We start from the raw sequence: 23,032 nt of genomic DNA on the forward strand, positions 1-23,032 counted from the left end.
GTCAGGCTAGTGGGGGCTCCCACCAGCGGCGACGTGGAGACGGTGCCGGCCGACCGCCCGCGGGCTCAGGCGAGCAGCGCGGCGGCGTCTCCCAGCGGGAGGCCGTGGGCGGCGGCGACCGGGGCGCTGAGGAGCTGCCCGTCGAGCGTGGTCAGCCCCTTCGCCAGCGGCGGGGAGGCCTGGGCAGCGCCGCGCACGCCGAGGTCGGCCACCCGCACGAGGTGGGGCAGCGTGGCCGAGGTCAGCGCCAGGGTGGACGTGCGCGCCACCGCCCCGGGGATGTTGGCCACGCAGTAGTGGACGACGCCCTCCTCCACGTACGTCGGGTGGGCGTGCGTGGTGGGGCGGCTGGTCTCGAAGCAGCCGCCCTGGTCGATGGCGATGTCGACGGCGACGCTGCCGGGGCGCATCGAGGCGATCATCTCGCGGCTCACGAGCTTGGGGGCCTTGGCGCCGGGGACGAGCACGGCGCCGATGAGGACGTCGGACTCGGCCACGTACTGGGCCAGCCGCGTGCGGTTGGGCGTGACGAGGTCGAGGCGGCCCTCGAAGACGTCGGACAGGTAGGCCAGGCGCGAGGGGTTGGTGTCGAAGACCCGGACGATGGCCCGCATCCCGACGGCGATCTTGGCGGCCTCGGTGCCGGAGACGCCGCCGCCGATGATGGTGACCCTGGCCGCGGGCGTGCCGGGGACGCCCCCCAGCAGCACCCCCGACCCGCCCGCGGGGCTCTCGAGGTGGTGCGCCGCGGCCTGCACGGCCATGCGGCCGGCGACCTCGCTCATGGGGGTGAGCAGCGGGAGGCGGCCGTCGGGGGTCTGGACCGTCTCGTAGGCGATGGAGTCGATGCGGCGCGCGAGGAGGAAGTCGGTCAGCGGCCGGTCGGCCGCGAGGTGCAGGTAGGTGAAGAGCTGCTGGCCCTCGCGGAACCGGTGGTACTCGGACTCGACGGGCTCCTTGACCTTCACGATGAGGTCCGCGGCGGCGAAGACGGCGTCGGCGCCGTCCACCACCTCGGCCCCGGCGGCGGCGAACTCGGCGTCGCTGAAGCGCGACCCCGCTCCCGCACCGGCCTGCACGAGCACGCGGTGGCCGTGGTGGACCAGCTCGGCGGCGCCGTCCGGCTGCAGCGCGACCCGGTTCTCGTTGTCCTTGACCTCGGTCGGAACGCCGACCACGAGCCGTGCTGACACGCGGGACCTCCTGCTCCGCAGGCACCGGACGTTCCGGTGCTGCTCCTGCTCGAAGGTCGCAGGATCCTCGGAGCACCACCAGCACTCATGAAGCATCGTCGGCACAATGGGCGGCATGGCGAACGACCATCGGTCCAGGGCCGCACTGAACGACGTCGACAGGACGATCGTCGAGGTGCTGCGGCGCGACGCCCGCACCCCCGGCGCCGAGCTGGCCCGCCGGGCCGGCGTCGCACCCTCCACGGCCTCGGTGCGCCTGCGCGACCTCGAGCGCCGAGGGGTGATCACCGGCTACCACGCGACGGTCGACCTGGACTCCGTCGGCGCGTCGCTGCAGGCCATGGTGGCGGTGCGCCTGCACGGCGGCGCCAGGGGCAGGCTGAGGGAGTTCACCGAGCACGTCAGGGCGCTGCCGGGCGTGCTCAGCGTCTTCTTCCTCGGCGGCGAGGAGGACTTCCTGCTGCACGTGGCCACCGCCGACTCCGCGGCGCTGCGCGACCTGGTGGCCGACGGCCTCTCCACGCGGGCGGAGGTCTCCTCCACCCGCACCAGCATCATCTTCGAGCACACCCGCGGCACGGGCGCTGCCGTGCCGCGGGTGTGACCCAGCCCGGAGGGCTGCTCGACCGGCTGGTCAGCCGGTGTTGCGCATCCCCGCGGCGATGCCGTTGATGGTGAGCAGGAGCGCCCGCTGCAGGCTCGGGTCGGTCTCCCCGCGGCGGTAGCGGCCCAGCAGCTCGGTCTGCAGGTGGTGCAGCGGCTCCAGGTAGTTCTCGCGCACCTCCAGGGTGGTGCGCAGCGCGGGCTCCCGGTCCAGCAGCGCGCTGTCGCCGGTGACGGCGAGCACCTGCTGCACGGTGAGCTCGAACTCCTCCCGCACCACGTCGAGCAGGCCGCGCAGCGGCTCGGGCGCGAGGTCGACGTAGGCGGCGGCGATGTCGAGGTCGGTCTTGACCAGCGTCATCGACACGTTGCCGAGGAAGGTGCGGAAGAAGCGCCACTGCTCGTACATCTCGCGCAGCACGTCCCGGGCGCCCTCGTCGGCGTCGAGGACGGCCTTGAGGCCCGACCCCACGCCGAACCAGCCCGGCACGATCTGGCGGGACTGGGTCCACCCGAACACCCACGGGATGGCCCGCAGGTCCTCGATGCCGCCGCCGCCGGGCCGCTTGGAGGGGCGGGAGCCCACGTTGAGGGCCCCGAGCAGGTCCACCGGGGTGGCGGTGAGGAAGTACTCGGTGACGCCGTCGGCCTCCACCAGCGCCCGGTACCTGTCGTGCGCGGCGCGGGCGAAGCCGTCCACCAGGGCGTCCCAGCGCTCGCCCTGCTCGGGGGTGCGCCGGTCCGTGCGGTGCAGCACGCTCGCCTCGATCGTCGCGGCCAGCGTCAGCTCGAGGTTCTGCCGCGCCAGCTGCGGCAGGGCGTACTTGTCGCTGATCACCTCGCCCTGCTCGGTGATCTTCACCTCGCCGTCGACCGTGCCCGAGGGCAGCGCCATGATCGCGTCGTAGGTGGGGCCGCCGCCACGACCCACGGAGCCGCCGCGGCCGTGGAAGAAGCGCAGCCTGACCCCGAAGCGGCGCGCCACGTCCCGGGCCCGGCGCTGGGCCAGCTGGATCTGCCACTGCGACGCGGCGATGCCGCCGGCCTTGTTGGAGTCGGAGTAGCCGAGCATGACCTCCTGCACGTCGCCGCGCAGGCGCACCAGCTCGCGGTAGGAGGGGTCGGACAGCAGCGAGGTGAGGATGCGCTCGGTCTGCTCCAGCTCCACCACGGTCTCGAGCAGCGGCACGAAGTCGAGCCGGGCGACACCCGCGGTGAGGTCCACCAGGCCGGCCTCGCGGGCCAGCACCACGGCAGCGAAGACGTCGTCGGCGTCGTGGGTCATCGAGATGATGTAGCTCTCGACGACGCGCCGGCCGAGGGAGTCTTGCGCCCAGCGGATGGCGTCGAAGGCCCCGGCGGTGGTCGCCGCCTCCCCCTCCAGCGGCAGCGGCGGGAGGGCCAGCGGGCGCGGCGACGCGAGCTCGCGGGAGAGCACCTCCAGGCGCTGGGGCTGGGTCAGCCCCGCGTAGGGCGAGCCCAGCTCGCCGTCGCGGCCCGCCAGCCGGTCGAGCAGGGCCCCGACCGCGGCGTGGTGCTTGGCGGAGTGCTCGCGCACGTCGAGGGTGGCCAGCACCAGGCCCGTGGCGGCCACCGTGCGGACCAGGCGCTCGGCCTCACCGGAGGCCACCAGCTCGCCCTGGTGGGCCTTCACCGAGGCGTGGAGCAGCATGAGGTCGGACAGCAGCTCGGTGTCGTCGGAGTAGCAGCGGCCCGGGACGTGGGCGGTGCCCGCCGCGAGGCGCTCCTCGGTCAGCGCCAGGCGCACGTCGATGCAGGTGAGGAACAGCCGGTACGGCTCCTGCACGTTCAGCCGGCGGTAGCGCGGCTCCACCTCGGGCAGGGACTCGATGAGCTCCTTGGTGCGCGCGGCCAGCTCCGGGGAGACGGGGCTCACCGCCTCGCTCACCGACAGGTCGCGGCGCAGCTCGTCGACCTTCGTGCGCAGCAGGCGGATGCCGTGGCGGGCCTGCAGGGCCAGCACCTCGCGCGTGGTCTGCGGGGTGACGAAGGGGTTGCCGTCGCGGTCTCCGCCCACCCAGGAGCCGAAGCGCAGGGGGCTGACGTCCGGCGGCAGGGCGACCCCGTGGTCGGCGAGCCGGTCGCGCAGCTCCTCCAGCACGTCCGGGAGCGCGGCGCTGGAGAGGCCCTCCAGGTAGTAGACGACGTTGCGGGCCTCGTCGATGGGCTGCGGCGGCTCCACGCGCAGCTCGTCGGTCAGCCACAGGAGCTCGACGGCCTCCGCGAGGCGGCGCGTGCGGCGGGGGCTGTCGGGCTCCTCCAGGAGCGAGGCCACGCGGCGCAGCTTGTCGATGGTCGAGCGGCGCGCCACCTCGGTGGGGTGGGCGGTGAAGACGGGCCGCACGGCGACGTCCTCCATGATCGCGCCGAGCTCGGCGGCGTCGACCCCGGCGGCGGCGATGCGCCCGAGCGCCTGCTCGAGCCAGCCGCCGGCGGTGTCCTGCTCCTCGCGCAGGGCGCGGCCGCGGTGCACCTGCTCGGTGGTGTTGGCCAGGTGGAAGTAGGCGGTGAAGGCCCGCACCAGCCGCGTCACGGTCTCGAGGTCGAACCCGGGCAGCTCGGTGAGGGTGTGCTCCTTGGCGTGGGCGCGCACCCGCTCGACGAGCTCCAGCAGCTCGGGGCCCTCGTGGCGGGCCAGCGTCTCGCCCAGCATGGTGGTCACGAGGCGGATGTCACGGCGCAGCGCGTCCAGCGCGGGCCCGGGGGTCGAGTCGGCGTCCGGCCTGGTGGTCATGGGGACATCGTGGCCGCTGCGCGCGCTCCGCGGGGCCCCGGGGGTCCCGATCGGGGCCTGTCAGGACGGCGGCGCGGTGGCGGTGAGGCGCGAGGCGACCGCGTCCAGGCGCGGCTCGTCCACGGCTCCCCCGGACAGGTGCGCCGCGTCCTGCCGCTCGGCGTGCGGCGCCGCGGCCCGCTCCACGGCCTCCAGGGCCGTGGCCAGGCAGCGCGACCACGGCGTCGAGCGCGCGCCCGACGCCACCGGGGCGTCCACGAGGTGGAGCGCCTCGGACAGCTCCGCCGGGAAGTGCCAGGCGGTCAGCGCGGCCGCCGAGACCTCGGTGTGGCACACGCCGAAGGCGGCGCGCTCGGCGCCGAGCAGCCCGCGGCGCCCGCCGCGGCGCACGCCGTCGTCGTCCAGCAGGGACCGGTAGGCGGCCGGGTCGTGGTGCGCCAGCACCGCCCGGCCCAGGCCCGCCAGCAGCCCCAGGCAGAACGCGTCGGGAGCAGGCACGCCCAGCAGGGGGGCGAGCTCGCTGCTGGCCACCGCGGCGGCCTCGGAGCGGGCCCAGGCGTCGTCGGGCAGGACCCCCTCGGCGTCAGCACCGGCGGCCGCCGTGGCGGCCATCGCGCGCACCGCGGCGAAGCCGACCACCGTGACCGCGAACGGCACCGTGCGCACGCGGCCGCTGAGCCCGTAGAAGGTGCTGTTGGCCAGGCGCGTGACGCGGGCGGTCAGCGCCACGTCCCCCACCAGGACGGCCGCGAGCTCGGCAGACCCCACGGAGCTGTCACCGGTCATGGTCACCAGGCGAGCAGCCACCGGTCTGCGGGAGGCCAGGTCGTCGACGACGTCGACGAGGGCCGCCAGCGCCGCCTCGGTGCGCTCCAGGGCGTCCTCGGGGTCGCTCACGGCGCACCCGGCCCGCGACGAGCGGGGTGGACGTCGCGGCGCCAGACCACGAGCTCCTCGGGCGTCATGGCGTGCGCGTACAGCCACCCCTGCACGAGGTCGGCACCCAGGGCGCGCAGGGCGCGCGCCTGCTCGGGGTGCTCGACGCCCTCGGCCACGGCCGTCAGCCCCAGGCTCCGCGCGAGCCCGATCACCGCCGAGGCCACCTCGGGGTGCCCGTCGTGGAGCTCCTGCACGAACGAGCGGTCCACCTTGAGGTAGTCCACGGGGAGCTGGCGCAGGTAGGCCAGCGAGGAGTAGCCGGTGCCGAAGTCGTCCAGGGCCACCGCCACACCCATCGCGCGCAGCCGCAGCAGCCGGTCGCGACTGGCGTCGCGGTCGTGCACGAGGGCGGTCTCGGTGACCTCCAGGCACAGCCGGGAGGCGGCCATCCCGGTGCGCGCGAGCACCCGGGCGACGTCGTCGACCACACCGCGCGAGGACAGCTGGATGGCCGAGAGGTTGACGTTGACCTTGAGGGGGGCGGCCGCGCCCAGGTCCGCGCACCAGCGGACCATCTGCGAGCAGGCCTCCTCCAGCACGAACAGGCCCAGCTCCTCCACGAGGCCGTTGGCCTCGGCGACGCGGACCAGCTGCTCGGGGGGCACCGCGCCGCGCAGCGGGTGGTCCCAGCGCACCAGCGCCTCCACCGCGGGCAGGGCGCCGGGGTCGCGCAGGTCGACGACGGGCTGGTAGGCCACGCGCAGAGCACGGTCGCGCAGGGCCCGCTGCAGGTCGATGGTCAGGGCCAGCGCGTCGTGGGCCTCGTCGCGCGCCGCGGCGTCGCACAGCGCCACCCGGTTGCGGCCCGCGGCCTTGGCCCGGTACATGGCGATGTCGCAGTCCTGCAGCAGCTGCTCGGCGCCCCCGTGGTGCGCCGCGGCCCGGGCGACGCCGATGCTGGCGGTCGCGCTGAACGGCAGCCCGTCCACCACGAGCGCCTCGCCCAGCCGCGCCAGCAGCGCCTCCCCCACCGCGAGCGCGGCGGCGTCGTCCCGGGAGCCCTCCAGGAGCACCACGAACTCGTCGCCGCCCCAGCGGGCCACGAGGTCTCCGGGGCGCACGGCGGAGCGGAGCCTCTCGGCCACGGCGACCAGCAGGCGGTCGCCGCTCTCGTGGCCCAGGCTGTCGTTGACCACCTTGAAGTTGTCGAGGTCGAGGAACATGCAGGTCATCGGCGACTCGTCGGGGCCGGCGCCGTCCGCGGCGCGCAGGCGGGCCGTGACCTCCTCCTCCAGGGCGGTGCGGTTGGGCAGTCCCGTCAGCGCGTCGTGGCGGGCCTGGTGGGCCAGCTGCTGCTCGAAGGCCCGGCGGTCGGTGAAGTCCTCGACGGTGCCCACGAACCCGGCGCCGTGCCCCGGGCTGGTCGCCGGGGCGAGGCGCACGAGCACCCACCGCTCCTGCCCGTCGGAGCGGACCAGGCGGACCTCCGCCTGGGCGGGCTCCCCCGCGAGCGCCCTCTCGGCGCACGCGAGCACCTCGGGCAGGTCGTCCCCGCGCACGGAGCTGGTCCAGGCCAGGCCGAGCAGCTGCTCGTGCGGCTGGCCGAGGAGCTGGCTGAAGGCGTCGTTCACGTGGGCGAGGCGCAGCCCCGCCTCCGAGATGATGGTGGGGACCGGGCTGTGGCGGACGAGGGTGTCGAAGCGGCGCTCCTGGGCGCTGGCCTGCTCCTGGGCGAGGCGCTCGCTGGGCGTGCCCGAGCGCACCAGCACGAGGGTCCACAGCCCGGTGGCGGGTGAGGGGATGCTCAGCAGCTCCACCGCGGTGGTGTCGCCGGCGGCCGTCCGCACCACCACCGGTGCGCGGGCGGACCGCGTGGGGCGCAGCACCTCCGGTCGGAGCTCGCCGGCGCCCGGGGGCACGAGGAAGCTGCCGACCTCGCGTCCGACGACCTCCGCCACGTCGGTGCGCAGCAGGTCCCCGAGCGCCCCGTTGGCCCACTCGACCACGGCGCGGTCCAGGGAGGCGGCGCCCTCCGGGCGCGACACGACGAGCGTGGCGCGCGTCGAGGCGAGGCTCGCGTCGAGCACCGCGCGGCGGGTCCGCTCGTCAGCGGGCAGCGAGACCGGGGTGGGGGTGGGCGCTCCCGCGGGGAGTGCCTCGGGACGGGGACGGGGCGGGGCGGGGAGCTCTTCCGCGCCCGGAGCGGGCGCCGGGTGCCGGGCGGGCGCGACGACGGCGGTCTGCCGCTGCTCGCTGCCGCGCATCGCCGTCCTCCCCGGGTGGCGCCGCGGGGTGCGGCGCTCACTCCCTCCATCGGCGCCGGGGCGCGGGTCTTGACGGTCCGGGGTGGAGCAAGAGGAGGACCGACCACCGCCGCGGACGCCGGCGCACCGCCCGCCCGGGGTGCGGGGCCCGCGTGCCGCGCCTACCGTCGAGCACGGTCGACGCCACGGCCGCCATGGTCCGCCGCAGCCCGCTCCCGCGGGTCTCGCACGCCGCCGTCGCGCGCTGCGCGGACCACCCGTCCCGAGGGGGACCCGTGTTCCGCTACTCCCACCAGCTGCAGTTCTCCGCGAAGCCCGAGAAGCCCGACGCTCTGTACGCGATGAAGGTGCAGGAGCTCATCGGCGGTCAGTTCGGTGAGATGACCGTGATGATGCAGTACCTGTTCCAGGGCTTCAACTGCCGCATGCCCGGCAAGTACAAGGACATGATCATGGACATCGGGACCGAGGAGATCGGCCACGTGGAGATGCTCTCCACCCTGGTCGCCCGCCTCCTGGAGGGCGCTCCCGCCGAGGTGACCGAGGAGGCCGTGGCCGCCAACCCGGTGCTCGCCGCCGTCATCGGCGGGCAGAACCCCCAGCAGGCCATCGTCGCCGGAGGCGGCGCGATGCCCACCAACAGCCAGGGCGTGCCGTGGAACGCCGGCTACGTCGTCGCCTCGGGGAACCTCCTGACCGACTTCCGCTCCAACGTCGCCGCCGAGGCCCAGAGCCGGCTGCAGACGTCCCGCCTGTACGGGATGACCGACGACCCGGGCGTCAAGGAGATGCTGCAGTTCAACCTCGCGCGGGACACCTTCCACCAGCAGCAGTGGCTGCTCGGCATCCAGCAGCTGGTGGACGACGGTCTGGCCGACGCGCTGGAGGACTCCCGCGGCAGCGAGGAGGACCAGCGGCACAACCACACCTTCTGGTCCTTCGCGCTCGACGGGAGCGCGGCCGGCGAGGGCCGCTGGGCGTCCGGGCCCTCGCTCGTGGGCGAGCAGCCGATCGAGCACCTCGCCGAACCCCCGTTCCTCACCGACGACGACGGGCTGCTGCCCCCGCCGGACCCGGCGCTGTTCTCCACCTACGACGGCGACCAGGGCCCGGGCGCGCCCGGTGACGCCGCGGGCGCCCGCGCGCAGGGCACGAAGGGCGTGGCCACCAAGATCAAGGACGCGCTGACCTGAGGACCGTCGTGAGGGCGCAGAGGACGACGAGGTGAGCGTGCGGCAGCGCTGGGTGGCGGCGGCACCCGAGGCCGTCTGGGCGCAGCTGGCCGACGGCTGGCGCTACGCCGAATTCGTGGTGGGCAGCGCCCACGTGAGACGGGTCGAGCAGGGCTGGCCACGGCCGGGCGCCTCCATCCACCCGGTGGTCGGCGCCTGGCCCCTGCTGCGGCGCGGCCGCACCACGAGCGAGGAGGCCGAGGCCCCCCGTCGCCTGGTGCTCACCGCGCGCAGCTGGCCGCTGGGCGGGGCGAGGGTGGTCTTCGGCCTGCTCCCCCGCGACGGCGGCACGCTGGTGCGGCTGTCCGAGGACGCCGTCGAGGGGCCGGGGCGCCTGGTGCCCCGGCCCCTGCGGAACCCGTTGATCGGGGCGCGCAACGCCCAGACGCTGGCGCGCCTCGACGGTCTGGCGGTCGCCCGAGGCGCCGGCCGACGGGACTGACCCGTCCCCCGGGCGGTGCCGCTCCTCATCGAGCTGCGGGCCGCCCGGGCGTCGAGGGGGTGGGCGGGGCTGCGACACCCGGCTCGCGGAGCAGCACCGCCTCCTCGCGCGGCCCGGCCCGCAGCTCCTGGGGTCCGAGCCCGCTGCACCGCAGGAGGTCGAGCAGGCGCAGCACCGCGGCGCTCGGGTGCACCACCAGCAGGGACCCCGCGGGACTGGCCAGCTCCAGGAGGGCGCGCAGCCCGGCGACGTCCACGAAGGTCACGCCGGCGGCCTCGACGGTCGCGCGCTGCCCGTGGCGGTCGAGCAGGCCGTGCACCGACCGCAGCTGCGCTGCGGCGGAGACGTCGACCTCACCGCTCAGCACGACGACCGGGCGGCCGGCGGACCAGCGGAGGACGACCGTGGGCGCGGCGACGCGACCTCCACCGGCACCGGTCGGGAGAGAGCGGGGACGGTCGGGGGGTGTGCTGTCCAGGTGCGCCACGCGGGCCTCGCCGGGGGGGGTCGTCCTGGGCCGTTTCGTCGACCTCGGCCCACGGTAGGCCGGTCGGCCCCCGGTGACAACGGGTGCCAGGGTGGAGGGGTGCAGCGCAGCGCCACCTCACCGGAGCTGGCCCTGTGCGCCGCGGTGGAACCGGTGGTCGGGTGGGACCGCGTCACCGTCTCCGTCGTCGTCGACGACCAGCGCCGGCTCCCCCTGACGGGCTCGGACATCGCGCTGCAGCGGTTCAACAACTTCCAGGAGAGCCTGGCGCAGGGTCCGTGCAGCGACGCCCTCCAGTGCCGCGCGCCGGTGCTGGTGGACGACCTGCGCGCCGGGGGCAGCCCCTGGCAGCTGCTGCTCAGCTGCGCTCCGGCGGACTTCCCGGTGCGCTCCACCGCGTCCCTGCCGCTGCTGGGTCCCGGCCCGGAACGGGTGGCGCTGGGCGTGCTGTCGGTGGGCAGGGACCGCGTGGCGCCCTTCACCGGCGAGCAGGTGGGGGTCCTGCAGCGCCTGGCCGACGTGCTGGCGCGGCTGCTGCTGGCCCGCAGCTCGCGCGGGGACCTGCTCGTCGACGTCGCCCCCGACGACCTGCCGGTGCTGCTCGGCATGCTGCGGGTGCGCCTCACCGTCGACGAGGCCGACGCCCTCGCGCTGGTGCGCGGCTACGCCTTCGCCGCCGGCACGACCATCCACGAGGTCGCCGCCGACGTCCTGGCCGGCCGGCTCGACCTGGACGACCTCGACCTGGGCCGCTGACGGGCGGTCGACCGAGCCGGTGGAGCACGACCGCGCCCCGGCCGGGTGGCCGGGGCGCGGTGCGCTGGTGGGCCGCTGCGGGTGCGCAGCGGCTCGCCGTCAGGCGTGCAGGTCGAAGCGGTCCAGCTCCATGACCTTCTGCCAGGCCTTCGCGAAGTCCGCGGCGAACAGCTCCGCGGCGTCGTCGGAGGAGTACACCTCGACCATGCCGCGCAGCACGGAGTGGGAGCCGAAGACCAGGTCGGCGGCGGTGGCGGTGCGCGCCACGGAGCCGTCGGCGGTGACGCCCTCGTAGACGCCCTCGGCGTCCTTCGAGGTGCGCCACTGCACGCCCAGGTCGAGCAGGGTGGTGAAGAAGTCCTGCGAGAGGACGCCCACCCGGTCGGTGAACACGCCGTGCTGGGTGCCACCGGTGTTCGCTCCGAGCACGCGCAGGCCGCCGACGAGCACGGTCAGCTCCTTGGCGGTCAGGCCCAGCAGGTAGGCCTTGTCCACGAGGAGGTGCTCGGCGTGCACCTTGGTGCGGGGGTCGATCCAGCTGCGGAAGCCGTCGGCCCGGGGCTCGAGCCACGCGAAGTTCTCGACGTCGGTCTGCTCCTGGCTGGCGTCGGTGCGGCCGGGGGTGAAGCCCACCGACACCGGCGCGCCGGCGTCGGCCGCGGCCTTCTCCACGGCGGCGGTGCCGCCGAGCACGATGACGTCGGCCAGGGAGACCTTCGCCCCGGTGGCCTGCTCGAACTCGCCCTTGACGCGCTCGAGCACCGGCAGCACCTCGGCGACGCCGGCGTTGACGGCCCAGCTGATCTGGGGCTCCAGCCGGATGCGGGCGCCGTTCGCACCGCCGCGCTTGTCGGTGTCCCGGTAGGAGGCCGCGGCCGACCAGGCGGTGTGCACGAGCTGGGAGACGCTCAGCCCGGAGCCGAGCAGGCGGGCCTTGAGGTCGGCGACCTGCGCGTCGGTGACCAGCTCGTGGTCGACGGCGGGCACCGGGTCCTGCCAGAGCAGCTCCTCGGCGGGGACGTCCGGGCCCAGGTAGCGGGTGCGCGGGCCCATGTCGCGGTGGAGCAGCTTGAACCAGGCGCGGGCGTACTGGTCGGCGAAGTAGGCCGGGTCGTCGCGGAACTTCACCATGACCTCGTGGTAGGCCGGGTCGGCCAGGAGCGCGAGGTCGCTGGTGAGCATGATCGGGTTGTTCTTCTTGCCCGGGACGTGGGCGTCCGGCACGAGGTCCGCCGCGGCGCCGTCCTTGGGCTTCCACTGCTTGGCGCCGGCGGGGCTCTCGGTGAGCTCCCACTCGTAGCTGAACATCGTCTCGACGTAGCTGTTGTCCCACTGCGTGGGCGTGGGGGTCCAGGCGCCCTCGAGGCCGCTGGTGATGGTGTCGGCGCCCTTGCCGGTCCCGAACTGGTTCTTCCAGCCCAGCCCGTTCCCGTGCACCGGGCAGCCCTCGGGCTCCTTGCCCACCAGGGCGGCGTCACCGGCGCCGTGCACCTTGCCGAAGGTGTGGCCACCGGCGATGAGCGCGACGGTCTCGGTGTCGTTCATCCCCATGCGACCGAACGTCACGCGGATGTCGTGGGCCGAGCCGAGCGGGTCGGGCTGGCCCTGCGGGCCCTCGGGGTTGACGTAGATGAGGCCCATGGTCACCGCGGCCAGCGGGCCCTGCTCGAGGTCGAGCGGGGTGTCGGGGCCGGCGTAGCGGTCGTTGGTCAGCCAGTCGTCCTCGGGGCCCCAGAAGGTCTCCTCGGGCTGCCAGGTGTCGGCGCGGCCGAAGGCGAAGCCGAAGGTCGGCAGGCCCATGTCGTCGTGGGCGACGTTGCCGGCGAGCACCAGCAGGTCGGCCCAGGAGAGCTTGCGGCCGTACTTCTGCTTGATCGGCAGCAGCAGGCGGCGGGCCTTGTCGAGGTTGGCGTTGTCGGGCCAGCTGTTGAGCGGGGCGAAGCGCTGCGCGCCCTGGCCGCCGCCGCCGCGCCCGTCGGCGATGCGGTACGTGCCGGCGGCGTGCCACGACATGCGGATGAACAGCGGGCCGTAGTGGCCCCAGTCCGCCGGCCACCAGTCCTGGGAGGTCTTCATGAGCTCGGCGAGGTCGCGCTTGACCGCGGCCACGTCGAGCTTCGCGAACTCGGCGGCGTAGTCGAAGTCCGCGCCGAGCGGGTCGGACTCGCGGGCCGTCCGGTTGAGCACGGACAGGTCGACCTGGTCTGGCCACCAGTCCTGCACGCGGCGCGGGTGGTCCGTCACCGGCGTCGGCGGCTTGATGGCCGGGTTCTCGCTCTCGCTGGTGCTGGCGGTGTTCGCCTTCTCCTGCGCGGTGTCAGTCACGGTGTGCCTCTCTGGTGGCGGGACCTTGCTGTGGCCTGGACGCGGTGGTGGGGGTGCTCGCCGGTTCGGCGCGGCCGGCGGCGGCGCACGTCGGGCAGGTCCCCCAGAAGGTGACCTCGGCCTCGTCGAGCAGGTAGCCGGCGGCCGGGTCGGTGCCGTCCGCGCAGGGCCCCGGCAGGAGGCAGGGGGCCTCGCCGAGGACGCAGTCGACGTCGGTGATGGACCCGCAGGTCCGGCACACGAGGTGGTGGTGGTTGTCAGCGACCCGCGCCTCGTAGCGGACCACGGAGCCGCGCGGCTGGAGGCGCCGCACCACGCCGGCGTCGGCCAGCACGCGCAGCGCGTCGTAGACGGCCTGGTGCGACAGCGACGGCAGCCGCGTGCGCGCCGCGGCGATGAGGGTCTCGGTGGTCGCGTGGGGGTGGTCCCCGACGGCGTCGAGCACGGCCAGCCGCGGCCGCGTCACGCGCAGCCCGGCGTCGCGCAGGGTGCGCTCACCCGGCCCACGCTCGCGATCCCCGTCGGTCGGCACAGCACCGATCCTGGCCACCGTTCCTGAACGAGTCAAGATCTGAGGTCGACCTCGGGGTGGACTCCCCGTGACCGCACGACTCCCGCACGACTCCCGCACGGCTCCCGCACGGCTTCCGCACGGCCCCCCGGGAGGAGGACGCGCGCCGCCCTTCCCCGGTCACCGCCCCGCACCTACCGTGATCGGCGTGAGCGACCCGGCCGAGCCCGTCCTCGACGCCGCGGCCACCCTCGGCGTCCCCACCACCGGCCGCGAGCCGCGCGAGCTCTCGGCCCGGATGGCCGCCGAGGCCGTGCGCAAGGTGCACGCCCTGCCCGAGGTGCCCGCGGACGCCCCGCTGGAGCCGCACCCCGACGCCAGGGCGCCGGGCGCCAACTTCGTGGACGTCCGCGACGACCACTCCCACCCGCGGTACTGGGTGGGCATGTCAGGAGAGGTGGTGGCCGCGGACGGCGCCCCGGGCCGGGGCCCCGGCGCGGGTCCGCGGCTGCGGTGGGCCCGGGCGCGCTACGCCGCCGCGGTGGAGGCGGTGCGCCTGCGCGACCGGGTGCCGGTGAGCACCGAGCTGTTCGCGACGCCCGACCCCTTCGTGGACGGCGCCTTCTTCGTGCACGAGACGCCCACGGCCGGCACCGGAGCGGTGCGCTGGGTGGACGCGTCGGGCGGGGCGCACGACGGGTACCGCGTGCTCGACGGCGCGCCCCGCTGGGAGGAGGGCACGGTGGCGGCGCGCCGCGAGGCGCTGCGCGCCCAGCCCACCACCGCCGTCCTCCTCGACGACGAGCCGCGGCGCTCCGCGCCGGCCGACACCCGCTGACGCCCGCCGGCGGGCGGGCGGCTCACGTCCGGTCGGCCACCGCCGGGGCACCGGCCAGGACGCGCAGGACGGCGGGCGCCTGCTCGCCCGACCTGTGGACGAGCAGCAGCCGGGTCTGCAGCGCGACGTCGGCGAGCCTGGTGAAGCGGACGCCGGGCACCGCGAGGACCGCGACGCTCTCCGGCACGAGGGCCACGGCGGTACCGGCCCCGACCAGCGCGAGGGCCGCGAGGTAGTCGCGCACGGCGACCACGCGCGGCGGCGCCAGGCCCCCGGCCGCGGCCACCGCGGTGACCTCGTCGCGGGCGTCGTGCGCCTCCCCGAACGACGGGACGGCGAAGCGCTCCCCCGCCAGCGCCGCCGCGGCCACGGGCCCGGTGCCGCGGTGCCCCACCGGGACGGCGAGCACCACGTCCTCGGTGAGGACCACGCGGCCCACCAGGCCGGCGGGCAGCTCGGGCCGCTCCCGCAGCAGGCCGACGTCGATCCGGCCCACCTGCAGCGCCTCGACCTGCTCGGGCGTGGCCATCTCCTCGACGGCGACCTCCACCTCGGGCGCGGAGGCGACGTGGGCGACGGTGTCGGCGAGCACGCCCGAGCACGCGGCGGAGGCGACGTAGCCGACCCGGACCCTGCCGAGGCGTCCCTCGCCGGCGGCGCGGCCGACCGCCTCGGCCTGCTCCACGGCGAGCAGCACCCGCCGCGCCTCCGGGAGGAACACCTCACCGGCGGCGGTCAGCCGCGGGGTGGCGCGGCGTCCCCGCTCCAGCAGCCGCACCCCGAGGTGCTCCTCCAGGGCCTTGACCTGGGCGCTGACGTTCGAGGTGGCGGTCTGCAGGCCCTCGGCGGCGCGGGCGAAGTGCTGCTGCTCGACCACCGCCACGAAGGTCCTCAGCCAGCGCAGGTCCACCCGTGCGCCTCCGCCCCGCCCGTCCGGCTCACCGGAAGGCGGGGATGCCGGTGATGCGCTGTCCGAGCACGAGGGTGTGCACCTCGTCGGTGCCCTCGTAGGTGCGCACGCTCTCGAGGTTGTTCGCGTGGCGCAGCGCTGCGTGGTCGAGCGTGATGCCGTTGCCGCCCAGCACGGTGCGCGCCTCGCGGCAGACCTCGATGGCGGTGCGGGTGTTGTCCAGCTTGCCCACCGAGATCTGGTGCGGCTCCAGGGCGCCGGCGTCCTTGAGGCGGCCCAGGTGCAGGGCCAGCAGCCAGCCCTTCTCGATGCCGACGGCCATGTCCGCGAGCTTCTTCTGCGTGAGCTGGTACCCGGCCAGCGGCTTGCCGAACTGCTGGCGCTGCAGGGAGTACCGCAGCGCCTCCAGGTAGCTGTCCCGCGCGGCACCGAGCACGCCCCAGGAGATGCCGTAGCGGGCCTCGTTGAGGCAGGAGAACGGGCCGGACAGTCCGCGGGCGCCCGGCAGGAGGGCGTCCGCGGGCAGGCGGACGTCGTCGAAGGTGAGGTCGCACTGCACCGAGGCGCGCATCGACAGCTTCGCCGGGATCGGGGTGGCGGTGAAGCCGGGGGTGTCGGTGGGCACCAGGAAGCCGCGCACGCCCTCGTCGGTGGCGGCCCAGACGACGGCGACGTCGGCGATGCTGGCCAGGCCGATCCAGCGCTTGGCGCCGTTCAGGACCCAGTCAGCCCCCTCGCCGGCGCCGTCGCGGCGGGCGGAGGTCTTCATGGATCCGGGGTCGGAGCCGGCGGTGGGCTCGGTGAGGCCGAAGCAGCCGATGAGGCGACCAGCGGCCATGCCGGGCAGCCACTGGGCCTTCTGCTCGGCCGAGCCGTGCTTGGCGATGGCGCTCATGGCCAGGGAGCCCTGCACGCTGACGGCGGTGCGCAACCCGGAGTCGCCGGCTTCCAGCTCCAGGGCCGCCAGGCCGTACTCGACCGCGCTGCGCCCGGGGCAGCCCTCCTCGCGCAGGTGCATGCCGAGCAGGCCGAGCTCGCCCAGGCGGGGCATGAGCTCGCGGGGGAAGTGGGCGTTCTCGAACCACTCGGCGATGTGGGGGCGCACCTCGGCGTCGACGAACGCGGCCACGCGCTCGCTGACGGCGCGCTCCTCTGGGGAGAGCAGCCCCTCCAGGCCCAGCAGGTGCGGGCGCGGCCCGGGCGGCGTCGCCGCGGCGCCGGTGGTCGAGGTGGCGGGACGGTCCAGGGTGCTGCTCATCACGGCTCCAGGGGGTCGGTGGGAACGCTGTGCACGGGTGGCGCGAGCCACGCCCGTAGGGCGGCGTCGTGCTGGCCGAGCGCGGGTGGCGCGCGGCGGGGCTGGGGCGGCGAGGGGCTCACCCGCACCGGCGCGCGGACCTGGCGGCCGACCACGCGACCGTCGTCGTCGACGACGTCCAGGACGGGCTCGAGCCCGAGGCGCTCGGCCAGGCGCAGCCCCTCGGCGACGGTGGCCACCCGGCCCGCGGGGACGCGGGCCGCCACGAGGCGCTGCTCCCAAGCGGCGGCGGGCTCCCGCGCGAGCCGCTCCTCGAGCACCGCCCGCAGCTGCGGGCGGTGGCGGACGCGGTCGGCGTTGGTGGTGAACCGGGGGTCGTCGGCCAGCCCGGGCAGGCCCAGCTCGGCCGCCATCCTGCTGAACATCGCGTCGGTGCCGCAGGCCACGGCCAGCGGGCCGTCGGCGCAGTCGAGCAGCTCGTAGGGGGCGATGGAGGGGTGGTGGCTGCCGCTGCGCACCGGGTCGATACCGGCCCCGACGAAGGACTGCACCTGGTTGACCAGGGCCGCCTGCAGGCTGGACAGCAGGTCGACCTCGACGTGCCCGCCGCGGCCCGTGACGCCCCGGCGCACCAGCGCCGCGAGGGCCCCGAGGGCGGCGTCCTTGCCGCACAGGACGTCGACGACGGCGACGCCGACCTTCGAGGGCGGGCCGTCGGCCTCGCCCGTGATGTGCATGAGGCCGCCGAGCGCCTGGACCACGAAGTCGTAGCCGGGCACCGCCGCCCCGCCCGCCGTCCCGAACCCGCTGATGGAGACGGTGACGAGGCGGGGGTTGGCGCGACGGAGGCCCTCCAGGCCCAGGCCGAGCCCGTCGAGGGCGCCGGGGGTGAAGTTCTGGACCAGGACGTCGGCGCGCAGGGCGAGCTCGCGGGCGAGCCCCTGGTCGCCGGGGTCGGCCAGGTCGAGGCAGAGCGACTCCTTGTTGCGGTTGACGCTCTCGAAGTACGTGGTGCCCGTGGCGCTGAAGGGCGGCCCCCACCGGCGCGTCTCGTCACCGGCGCCCGGGCGCTCCACCTTGACGACGCGGGCGCCGAGGTCGGCCAGGTGCATCGTGGCCAGCGGTCCCGCCAGGACGCGGGAGAAGTCCGCGACGAGCACGCCGTCCAGCGGCAGCCCGGCGCTCGACCCAGCCGGCTCGTCCTCGAGCACGCCCACCTCGCACACCCCTCGCGCACCGCGCGGCGACCGGGGTGCGCCGCGCTCGGGGACCACTGTGGCAGCGTCCCGTCTCGCAGCACAAGAGTCTGTTCTGACCGGTTCTGGAGAACAGTCGTCCGTACCGCGACGCGGTCAGGGCGCCCTCAGGACGCGTGCAGGGCGTCAGACCGTGAAGCGTCCGACCAGGTCCTGCATGCGGTCGGCGGTGGCGCTGACCTGGCTGACGGAGGTGGCGGTCTGGGCGGCGCTGGCGCGCATGCTCTCGGCGGCGCGTGCCACTTCCTGGATGGTGTCGGCGATGGCGCGGGTGGCTGAGGCGGCGCGGGTGACGCCGGTGGCGATCTCGGCGGTGACCGCGGTCTGCTCTTCCACGGCGCTGGCCACGGTGGTCTGGATGCCGTCCAGGGTGCCGACCACGGTGCCGATGGTGGTCACCGAGGTGGAGGCGGAGCCGACGTCGCTGAGCAGGCGGGTGATGCGCTGTTCGATGTCGTCGGTGGCTCGGGAGGTCTGCACCGACAGGTCCTTGACCTCTCCGGAGACCACCGCGAAGCCCTTGCCGGCCTCTCCGGCGCGGGCGGCTTCGATGGTGGCGTTCAGGGCCAGCAGGTTGGTCTGCTGGGCGATGCCGGTGATGGTGGCCACGATGGCGCCGATCTCGGTGGAGCTGGTGGACAGGGCCTCGAAGACGGCTTCGGTGGAGGTGGAGACCTCCACGGCTTCGCCGGCGATGCGGGCGGCTTCGTGGGTGCCGCGGGCGATCTCGGCGATGGAGGCGCCCATCTCTTCGGCGGCGGCGGCGATGGTGGTGACTTCGGCGCTGGCGGCGCCGGCTTGGTCGGCGACGTCGGTGCAGCGGGTGGCGGAGGCGTCGATGTCGGTGGTCAGGGCGCGGTTGGTGGTGTCCAGGGCGCTGGCGGCGCGGTGCAGGGCGCTGGCTTCGGTGGTGATGTCGCGCACGGTGGTGGCGATGGTGTCGGTGAAGCGGTTGAAGGCGGCGGCGAGCTGGCCGAGCTCGTCGCGGCGGGTGGCGTCCACGCGGCGGGTGAGGTCGCCGTCGCCGTCGGCGATGTCGACGAGGCTGTCGCGCAGGGCGCGCACGGGGCGGGCCAGTCCGCCGCCGATCCACCAGGTCAGTGCGCCGGCCAGGGCGACGGCGACCAGGCCCACCAGCACGATGGTCCAGGTGAGGCGGGTCACCCCGGCCATGACGGAGCTCTCCGGAGCCGCTACCACCAGCGACCACGTCTGCCCTTCGGTGATGACCACCGGGGCCGCCACGGCCAGGGCGGTGGTGCCCAGCGTCGCGTCGGTGTCGGTGCCCTGCGCGGCGCGCCCGGTGGTGACGGCGCGCTTCGCCAGCTGGGCGGCCATGCCCGCGGCCGGCTTGTTGACGGCGGCCTCCTGCGGGCTGGTGACCACGGTGCCCTGGTCGGTGACGAGCGTGGCGTAGCCGTCGCCGTAGGGCTTGATGGCGTTCAGCCGCGCAGAGAGGTCGGTCAGGGCCAGGTCCGCGGTGACCACGCCGAGGAACTTCCCGTCCTGCAGGATGGGAGCTGCAGCGGTGATCATGAGGACGTCCTTGCCGCCGACCGCGTAGCTGTAGGGCTCGGTGACGTACGGCTTGAGAGTCTTCTTGGGGATCCAGTACCAGCTGGACTTGCTGGGGTCCTGGTAGTCCGTCAGCGGCGTCACGGAGATCTTGTCGCCGTCGCGGAACCGGTACGGGATGAACCGGCCCGTGGCGTCGCTCTGGGGGTCCGTGACGTGCTGGGCGTCCACGTCGAAGGCTCCGGGCTCCCAGCCGGTTCCCATCCCGAAGAACGTCGGGTGGGCTGCCAGCGTGGTGTCCAGCACCTGGGACAGGCCCTGGCGGGTGGCGCTGCCGTCGGCGTGCAGCGTCTGCATGGTGCCGGCCAGGTCGCTGACCACCTGCACCGCACCGACCAGGTCCCGCTGGACGCCGGCGGCGCTCTGGGCCGCCAGCGCGTCCGTGTAGCTCTGGGCCTGCTCGCGCCCGAGCGCGGTGCTGCGCAGGGCCACGACCGTGACCAGCGCCGCCAGCATGACCACCGTCATCGCCATGAAGCGGATGACGAGCTGTCCCCGGATGCCGCGCACAGTGACCGCCCTGCCTTCGACGTCGCTCGGGGCTGTCGCTCCAGCCCTCCGCACCTGTCATCGGCAGCGCCGGGCCGCGCTGTAGGGCGCCGCGGTCGTGACGTGGCTCGAGGCCACCGACTGGCGCATGACGCAAAGGCCCCCGACCAGCCGTAGAGCTGGTCGGGGGCCTGTGCGTCGCTGTCTCAACGAGCGGGCCCGGCAGGACTCGAACCTGCAACCTTCTGATCCGTAGGGATGACGCCTGGTGTCCGGTCACGTCCGGCCAGATGGCGCACGTTCCTGAGCAGCGGTTTCGTCTCGCGCCACCGTCCGCCTGGTCCACCTGGTGAGGGCTCGTGCGCGCACGTCCGCGGCTGATGTTGGCGCGGTGTGAGCGCACGAGCCCCTCCCCCGCGGTCGGTGGTGGCGATGACGCCTGCCCCGATCCCACCGCGCCAGGAGCCCTCATGACCGACCGGTCGACCGAACCAGCCCCACCGAACGAGCCCGCCGTCGACGCCCTCGTCGTCGAGGACCAGCTCTTCTCGATCGTCCCTGAGTGGGTCATCGAGGCCGACATCAGCGACCCCGCCTTCCGTCTCTACGCCCTGCTGCTCCGGTACGGCAACGGCAGCGGCGTCCGCATGCCCTCCCGCGCCACCCTCGCTGAGCGGCTGCACCGCTCCACGGACGCCGTCGACCGCGCGCTGCGCAACCTCGAGGAGAAGGGCCTCGTCGTCATCGAGCGGCGACGCCGCGGCGGAGTCAACCTCTCCAACCTCTACTACCTGCGCACCGCTCGCCCTGCTGCCGTCGACGGGCCTGATGGAGAGGGGGGTAGCCGCTCTTCTGCGGCCACTCCTCCCAGTACGTCTGGCGATCAGGCCACTCCCCCGCGGCAGAACCCGCCGGTCACAGCAGGGGGTGGCCGCACTTCTGCGGCTACTGGCCGCGAAACTGCGGCGGGGGTGGCCGCAGATCTGCGGCCCGACCCAGAGATCTCTACCCAGAGAAGTTCTCCTCCTCCCCCTCCATCCCCCGCACCGAGCGCCTCCCAGCGCGCTGCGCGGGAGGAGGAGGTGGAGTTCCTCCACAGCCTCAACATCGACCCCCAGGGAGGCCTGGACGTCATCGTCGAGATGTGCGCAGCGTCCCGCACCGCCCACGGACTCGGCACCGCGTGCTGGCAGGCGCCGCACCTGCTCGCCGCCCTGGAACTCGCCGTGCGACGGCGGCTGTGGCCGGCGCGCTTCGCCGCCACGGCGCTGCTGAAAGTCGCAGCGGACCCGGCCACCCGTTCCCCCATGCGCCTAGCCGAGGCGGGACCGTGGTGGGACGAGGCGTCCAAGCCCGAGCACGCCTCCGGCCTCAGCGCCGAGGACGTCGACGCCCTCGAAGCCCGGCTGCAGGCACTCGACGGTGGTCGGATGGCGCTGCAGCAGCAGGCTCGCGCCGAGCTGACGCAGGAGAGCATGCCGCTGACGCGCACCACGGTGCTGCGTCGCGCCTGCGAGATCCTCGATCGGCGGGCGGCCTCATGAGCGCCCCGGCAGCGCTCATGGCCCTGCCCTGTCGGCCGGAGCCGGCGGCCGCTGCTGGCGTCGGAAGGGCGGGAGCAAGATATGCATCTGGTACCCAGATGCGTCGTCGCTGCCGCGCCGGGGTCCGCTCGCCGCGCCTCGCGGGCCCCAGCGGGGGCGACGTCGACCGGGCGCGGTCGTCGTCATGGGCTAGCGCCGGGTGGGGCAGGTGCGCGCGGTGAGCGCCGACCTGCAGCGTCCTGGTCGGGCACGTCGGTACACCCGCGCCCGCGACCGGCAGGTCAAGTTCCGGGCCACGGCCGAGGAGTACGCGCTGCTGACCGAGGCCGCTCGCTCGGCGGGACTGACGCCATCGGGGTACGCCGCCGAGGCAGCACTGGCCGCTGCCCGGGGTGTGCGGGCACCGTCGCTGACTCCGGTCCGTGAAGCTCTGGTGGAGCTCATGGCCGCCCGTACGCAGGTGCGCCGGGTCGCGGTGAACGTCAACCAGGCCGTCAGGGTGCTGAACGCCACGGGAGAAGCGCCGGAGTGGCTGGCCGCCGCGGTCACCATCACCGACCGCGCCGTTGAGCGCCTCGATGGGGCGGCTGCCGAGCTGGTCCAAGCCGCGCGACGCTCTCAGCGCTCGGCGACCGCTCCCCCGCTGGCGCTGACCGCACGGGAGGGGGCGTGATTGGCAAGGTCGTCCGCGGCAACGACATCGGCGGGCTGCTGCGCTACCTGTTCGGTCCCGGCCGGGCCGACGAGCACATCAACCCCCATGTCGTGGCGGCATGGGACGACGGCGTGGTCGCCGCCCACACTCCGGGGAACGACCCGCGACTCAAGCGCCTGACGGCCCTGCTAGAGCAGCCCCTGGCCGCGCTCGACAACCGCCCCTCACCCGCGGTGTAGCACTGCCCTCTGCGCACGGCCCCGGGAGATCGAGAGCTGACGGAGGCTGAGTGGGCTGACATGGCTGCCGAGGTGCTGCACCAGACGGGTCTGGCCCCTCGGGGTGACCTCACCGGATGCCGGTGGGTGGCTGTTCGCCATGCCGACGACCACATCCACCTCGCCGTCACGCTCGCGCGGCAGGACGGACGGCGGGCCCGCGCGTCCCATGACTACGCGCGGCTCGGCGCGGCGTGCCGGACGGTGGAGGAGCGGTACGGGCTGACGGTGACACCGGCCCGGGACCGGACGGCACCGAAGCGGCCTACGCGGGCGGAGAACGAGAAGGCTGCGAGACAAGGGCGCGCGGAGACGCCGCGGCAGCGGCTGCGTCGGGAAGTCCGGAGGGCGGCGCTGGGCAGCAGTGACCTTGGCGGCTTCCTCCAGCAGCTGGAGGCGGCAGGGCTGCAGGTCCGCCTGCGCCACAGCGGGCTGGACCCAACCACGGTCACGGGCTACTCCGTTGCGGATCCAGGAAACCAGACGGCAGCCGGCGACCTTGTCTGGTTCGGCGGCGGCAAGCTGGCGCCGCACCTTTCCCTACGTCGTCTTGTTTCGAGTTGGAACACAGTCCCGCTAGTGACGACACCGACAGTCTCCACGACACTGCAGCGTCGCGACCTATCACTGGCTAGGGTTTTAAAGCTTACGTCGCAGGTCGTGGCGAGCGCTGAACGTGGCAATCTCGCTGCAGGCTCAGCCCTGGCCGCTACAGCGCTCCTCAGGTCCGGCGCCCTGCGTCGTCGGCAATGATGACCCCTTCATCGGTCAAGAAACACGAT

Annotated in this window: 20 protein-coding genes; 9 read left to right on the forward strand and 11 right to left on the reverse strand. The window is 74.7% G+C overall.

From position 1 onward, the window contains the following. Positions 1-65 precede the first annotated feature (65 nt). Complete coding sequence (gene ald / locus H7K62_RS17135; RefSeq protein ID WP_370591831.1) at positions 66-1,193, reverse strand: alanine dehydrogenase; 1,128 nt, start codon at positions 1,191-1,193, stop codon at positions 66-68. Positions 1,194-1,308: 115 nt separating this feature from the next. On the opposite strand from ald, the gene H7K62_RS17140 reads away from it, so the two are divergent. Beyond that, positions 1,309-1,797, forward strand: a complete 489-nt coding sequence (locus tag H7K62_RS17140; protein WP_186720671.1) for an Lrp/AsnC family transcriptional regulator — start codon at positions 1,309-1,311, stop codon at positions 1,795-1,797. A 30-nt stretch (positions 1,798-1,827) separates the two neighbouring features. Here the strand turns inward: H7K62_RS17140 and ppc are convergent, their stop codons facing one another. From ppc to H7K62_RS17155, 3 genes are read right to left on the reverse strand one after another with little or no spacing between them, the layout of a single operon-like run. Beyond that, positions 1,828-4,551, reverse strand: coding sequence for a phosphoenolpyruvate carboxylase (gene ppc, locus H7K62_RS17145; RefSeq protein WP_186720677.1), 2,724 nt, complete (start codon positions 4,549-4,551; stop codon positions 1,828-1,830). 60 nt (positions 4,552-4,611) lie between these two features. Beyond that, complete coding sequence (locus H7K62_RS17150; protein ID WP_186720679.1) at positions 4,612-5,448, reverse strand: HDOD domain-containing protein; 837 nt, start codon at positions 5,446-5,448, stop codon at positions 4,612-4,614. Next, positions 5,445-7,694: a putative bifunctional diguanylate cyclase/phosphodiesterase gene (locus H7K62_RS17155; protein ID WP_186720685.1), complete on the reverse strand. Its 2,250-nt coding sequence runs from the start codon at positions 7,692-7,694 to the stop codon at positions 5,445-5,447. The genes H7K62_RS17150 and H7K62_RS17155 overlap by 4 nt, the downstream gene beginning before the upstream one ends. A gap of 275 nt (positions 7,695-7,969) precedes the next feature. On the opposite strand from H7K62_RS17155, the gene H7K62_RS17160 reads away from it, so the two are divergent. Continuing rightward, positions 7,970-8,887 carry a manganese catalase gene (locus H7K62_RS17160; protein ID WP_186720687.1) on the forward strand — a complete coding sequence of 306 codons (918 nt, stop codon included), beginning with the start codon at positions 7,970-7,972 and terminating at the stop codon, positions 8,885-8,887. 31 nt (positions 8,888-8,918) lie between these two features. Then, the gene (locus H7K62_RS17165; RefSeq protein WP_186720690.1) at positions 8,919-9,368 is read left to right on the forward strand and encodes an SRPBCC family protein; all 450 of its coding nucleotides are present in this window, start codon (positions 8,919-8,921) and stop codon (positions 9,366-9,368) included. Positions 9,369-9,393: 25 nt separating this feature from the next. On the opposite strand, the gene H7K62_RS17170 is transcribed toward H7K62_RS17165, so the two are convergent. After that, on the reverse strand, positions 9,394-9,735 hold the full coding sequence (locus tag H7K62_RS17170) for an STAS domain-containing protein (RefSeq protein WP_186720692.1): 342 nt from the start codon (positions 9,733-9,735) through the stop codon (positions 9,394-9,396). A 219-nt stretch (positions 9,736-9,954) separates the two neighbouring features. Here H7K62_RS17170 and H7K62_RS17175 point away from each other — a divergent pair, with 219 nt between their 5' ends. Further along, positions 9,955-10,611 (forward strand): GAF and ANTAR domain-containing protein, encoded by a 657-nt coding sequence (locus tag H7K62_RS17175; RefSeq protein WP_186720694.1) that lies wholly within the window; start codon positions 9,955-9,957, stop codon positions 10,609-10,611. Positions 10,612-10,710: 99 nt separating this feature from the next. On the opposite strand, the gene katG is transcribed toward H7K62_RS17175, so the two are convergent. Together katG and H7K62_RS17185 are read right to left on the reverse strand one after the other, a co-directional pair. Then, the gene (katG, locus tag H7K62_RS17180; protein ID WP_186720701.1) at positions 10,711-12,936 is read right to left on the reverse strand and encodes a catalase/peroxidase HPI; all 2,226 of its coding nucleotides are present in this window, start codon (positions 12,934-12,936) and stop codon (positions 10,711-10,713) included. Further along, complete coding sequence (locus H7K62_RS17185; protein WP_186720703.1) at positions 12,929-13,468, reverse strand: Fur family transcriptional regulator; 540 nt, start codon at positions 13,466-13,468, stop codon at positions 12,929-12,931. Before H7K62_RS17185 ends, katG begins: the two co-directional genes overlap by 8 nt. Before the next feature lie 187 nt (positions 13,469-13,655). Between H7K62_RS17185 and H7K62_RS17190 the strand changes: the two genes are divergently transcribed. After that, entirely contained in the window at positions 13,656-14,285 is a 630-nt protein-coding gene (locus tag H7K62_RS17190) for a hypothetical protein (RefSeq protein ID WP_186720705.1), read from the forward strand. Positions 14,286-14,307: 22 nt separating this feature from the next. On the opposite strand, the gene H7K62_RS17195 is transcribed toward H7K62_RS17190, so the two are convergent. From H7K62_RS17195 to H7K62_RS23320, 4 genes are all read right to left on the reverse strand, one after another. After that, on the reverse strand, positions 14,308-15,195 hold the full coding sequence (locus tag H7K62_RS17195; RefSeq protein WP_186720707.1) for a LysR family transcriptional regulator: 888 nt from the start codon (positions 15,193-15,195) through the stop codon (positions 14,308-14,310). A gap of 28 nt (positions 15,196-15,223) precedes the next feature. Continuing rightward, entirely contained in the window at positions 15,224-16,453 is a 1,230-nt protein-coding gene (locus H7K62_RS17200) for an acyl-CoA dehydrogenase family protein (protein ID WP_186720715.1), read from the reverse strand. Further along, the gene (locus tag H7K62_RS17205; RefSeq protein WP_222437771.1) at positions 16,453-17,670 is read right to left on the reverse strand and encodes a CaiB/BaiF CoA transferase family protein; all 1,218 of its coding nucleotides are present in this window, start codon (positions 17,668-17,670) and stop codon (positions 16,453-16,455) included. Before H7K62_RS17205 ends, H7K62_RS17200 begins: the two co-directional genes overlap by 1 nt. 165 nt (positions 17,671-17,835) lie before the next feature. Then, on the reverse strand, positions 17,836-19,794 hold the full coding sequence (locus H7K62_RS23320) for a methyl-accepting chemotaxis protein (protein WP_186720717.1): 1,959 nt from the start codon (positions 19,792-19,794) through the stop codon (positions 17,836-17,838). A gap of 449 nt (positions 19,795-20,243) precedes the next feature. Here H7K62_RS23320 and H7K62_RS17215 point away from each other — a divergent pair, with 449 nt between their 5' ends. The 4 genes from H7K62_RS17215 to H7K62_RS24190 all read left to right on the forward strand — a co-directional run bounded on the left by H7K62_RS17215 (position 20,244) and on the right by H7K62_RS24190 (position 23,003). After that, positions 20,244-21,317: a helix-turn-helix domain-containing protein gene (locus H7K62_RS17215; RefSeq protein ID WP_186720719.1), complete on the forward strand. Its 1,074-nt coding sequence runs from the start codon at positions 20,244-20,246 to the stop codon at positions 21,315-21,317. Positions 21,318-21,534: 217 nt separating this feature from the next. Next, positions 21,535-21,990 (forward strand): plasmid mobilization protein, encoded by a 456-nt coding sequence (locus H7K62_RS17220; RefSeq protein ID WP_186720721.1) that lies wholly within the window; start codon positions 21,535-21,537, stop codon positions 21,988-21,990. Beyond that, positions 21,987-22,211 (forward strand): hypothetical protein, encoded by a 225-nt coding sequence (locus H7K62_RS17225; RefSeq protein WP_186720723.1) that lies wholly within the window; start codon positions 21,987-21,989, stop codon positions 22,209-22,211. Before H7K62_RS17220 ends, H7K62_RS17225 begins: the two co-directional genes overlap by 4 nt. A 9-nt stretch (positions 22,212-22,220) precedes the next feature. Beyond that, positions 22,221-23,003 carry a relaxase/mobilization nuclease domain-containing protein gene (locus H7K62_RS24190; protein ID WP_445500296.1) on the forward strand — a complete coding sequence of 261 codons (783 nt, stop codon included), beginning with the start codon at positions 22,221-22,223 and terminating at the stop codon, positions 23,001-23,003. The last annotated feature ends 29 nt before the right edge of the window (positions 23,004-23,032 follow it).

It is taken from the genome of Quadrisphaera sp. RL12-1S (assembly GCF_014270065.1).
Lineage (GTDB): Bacteria > Actinomycetota > Actinomycetes > Actinomycetales > Quadrisphaeraceae > Quadrisphaera.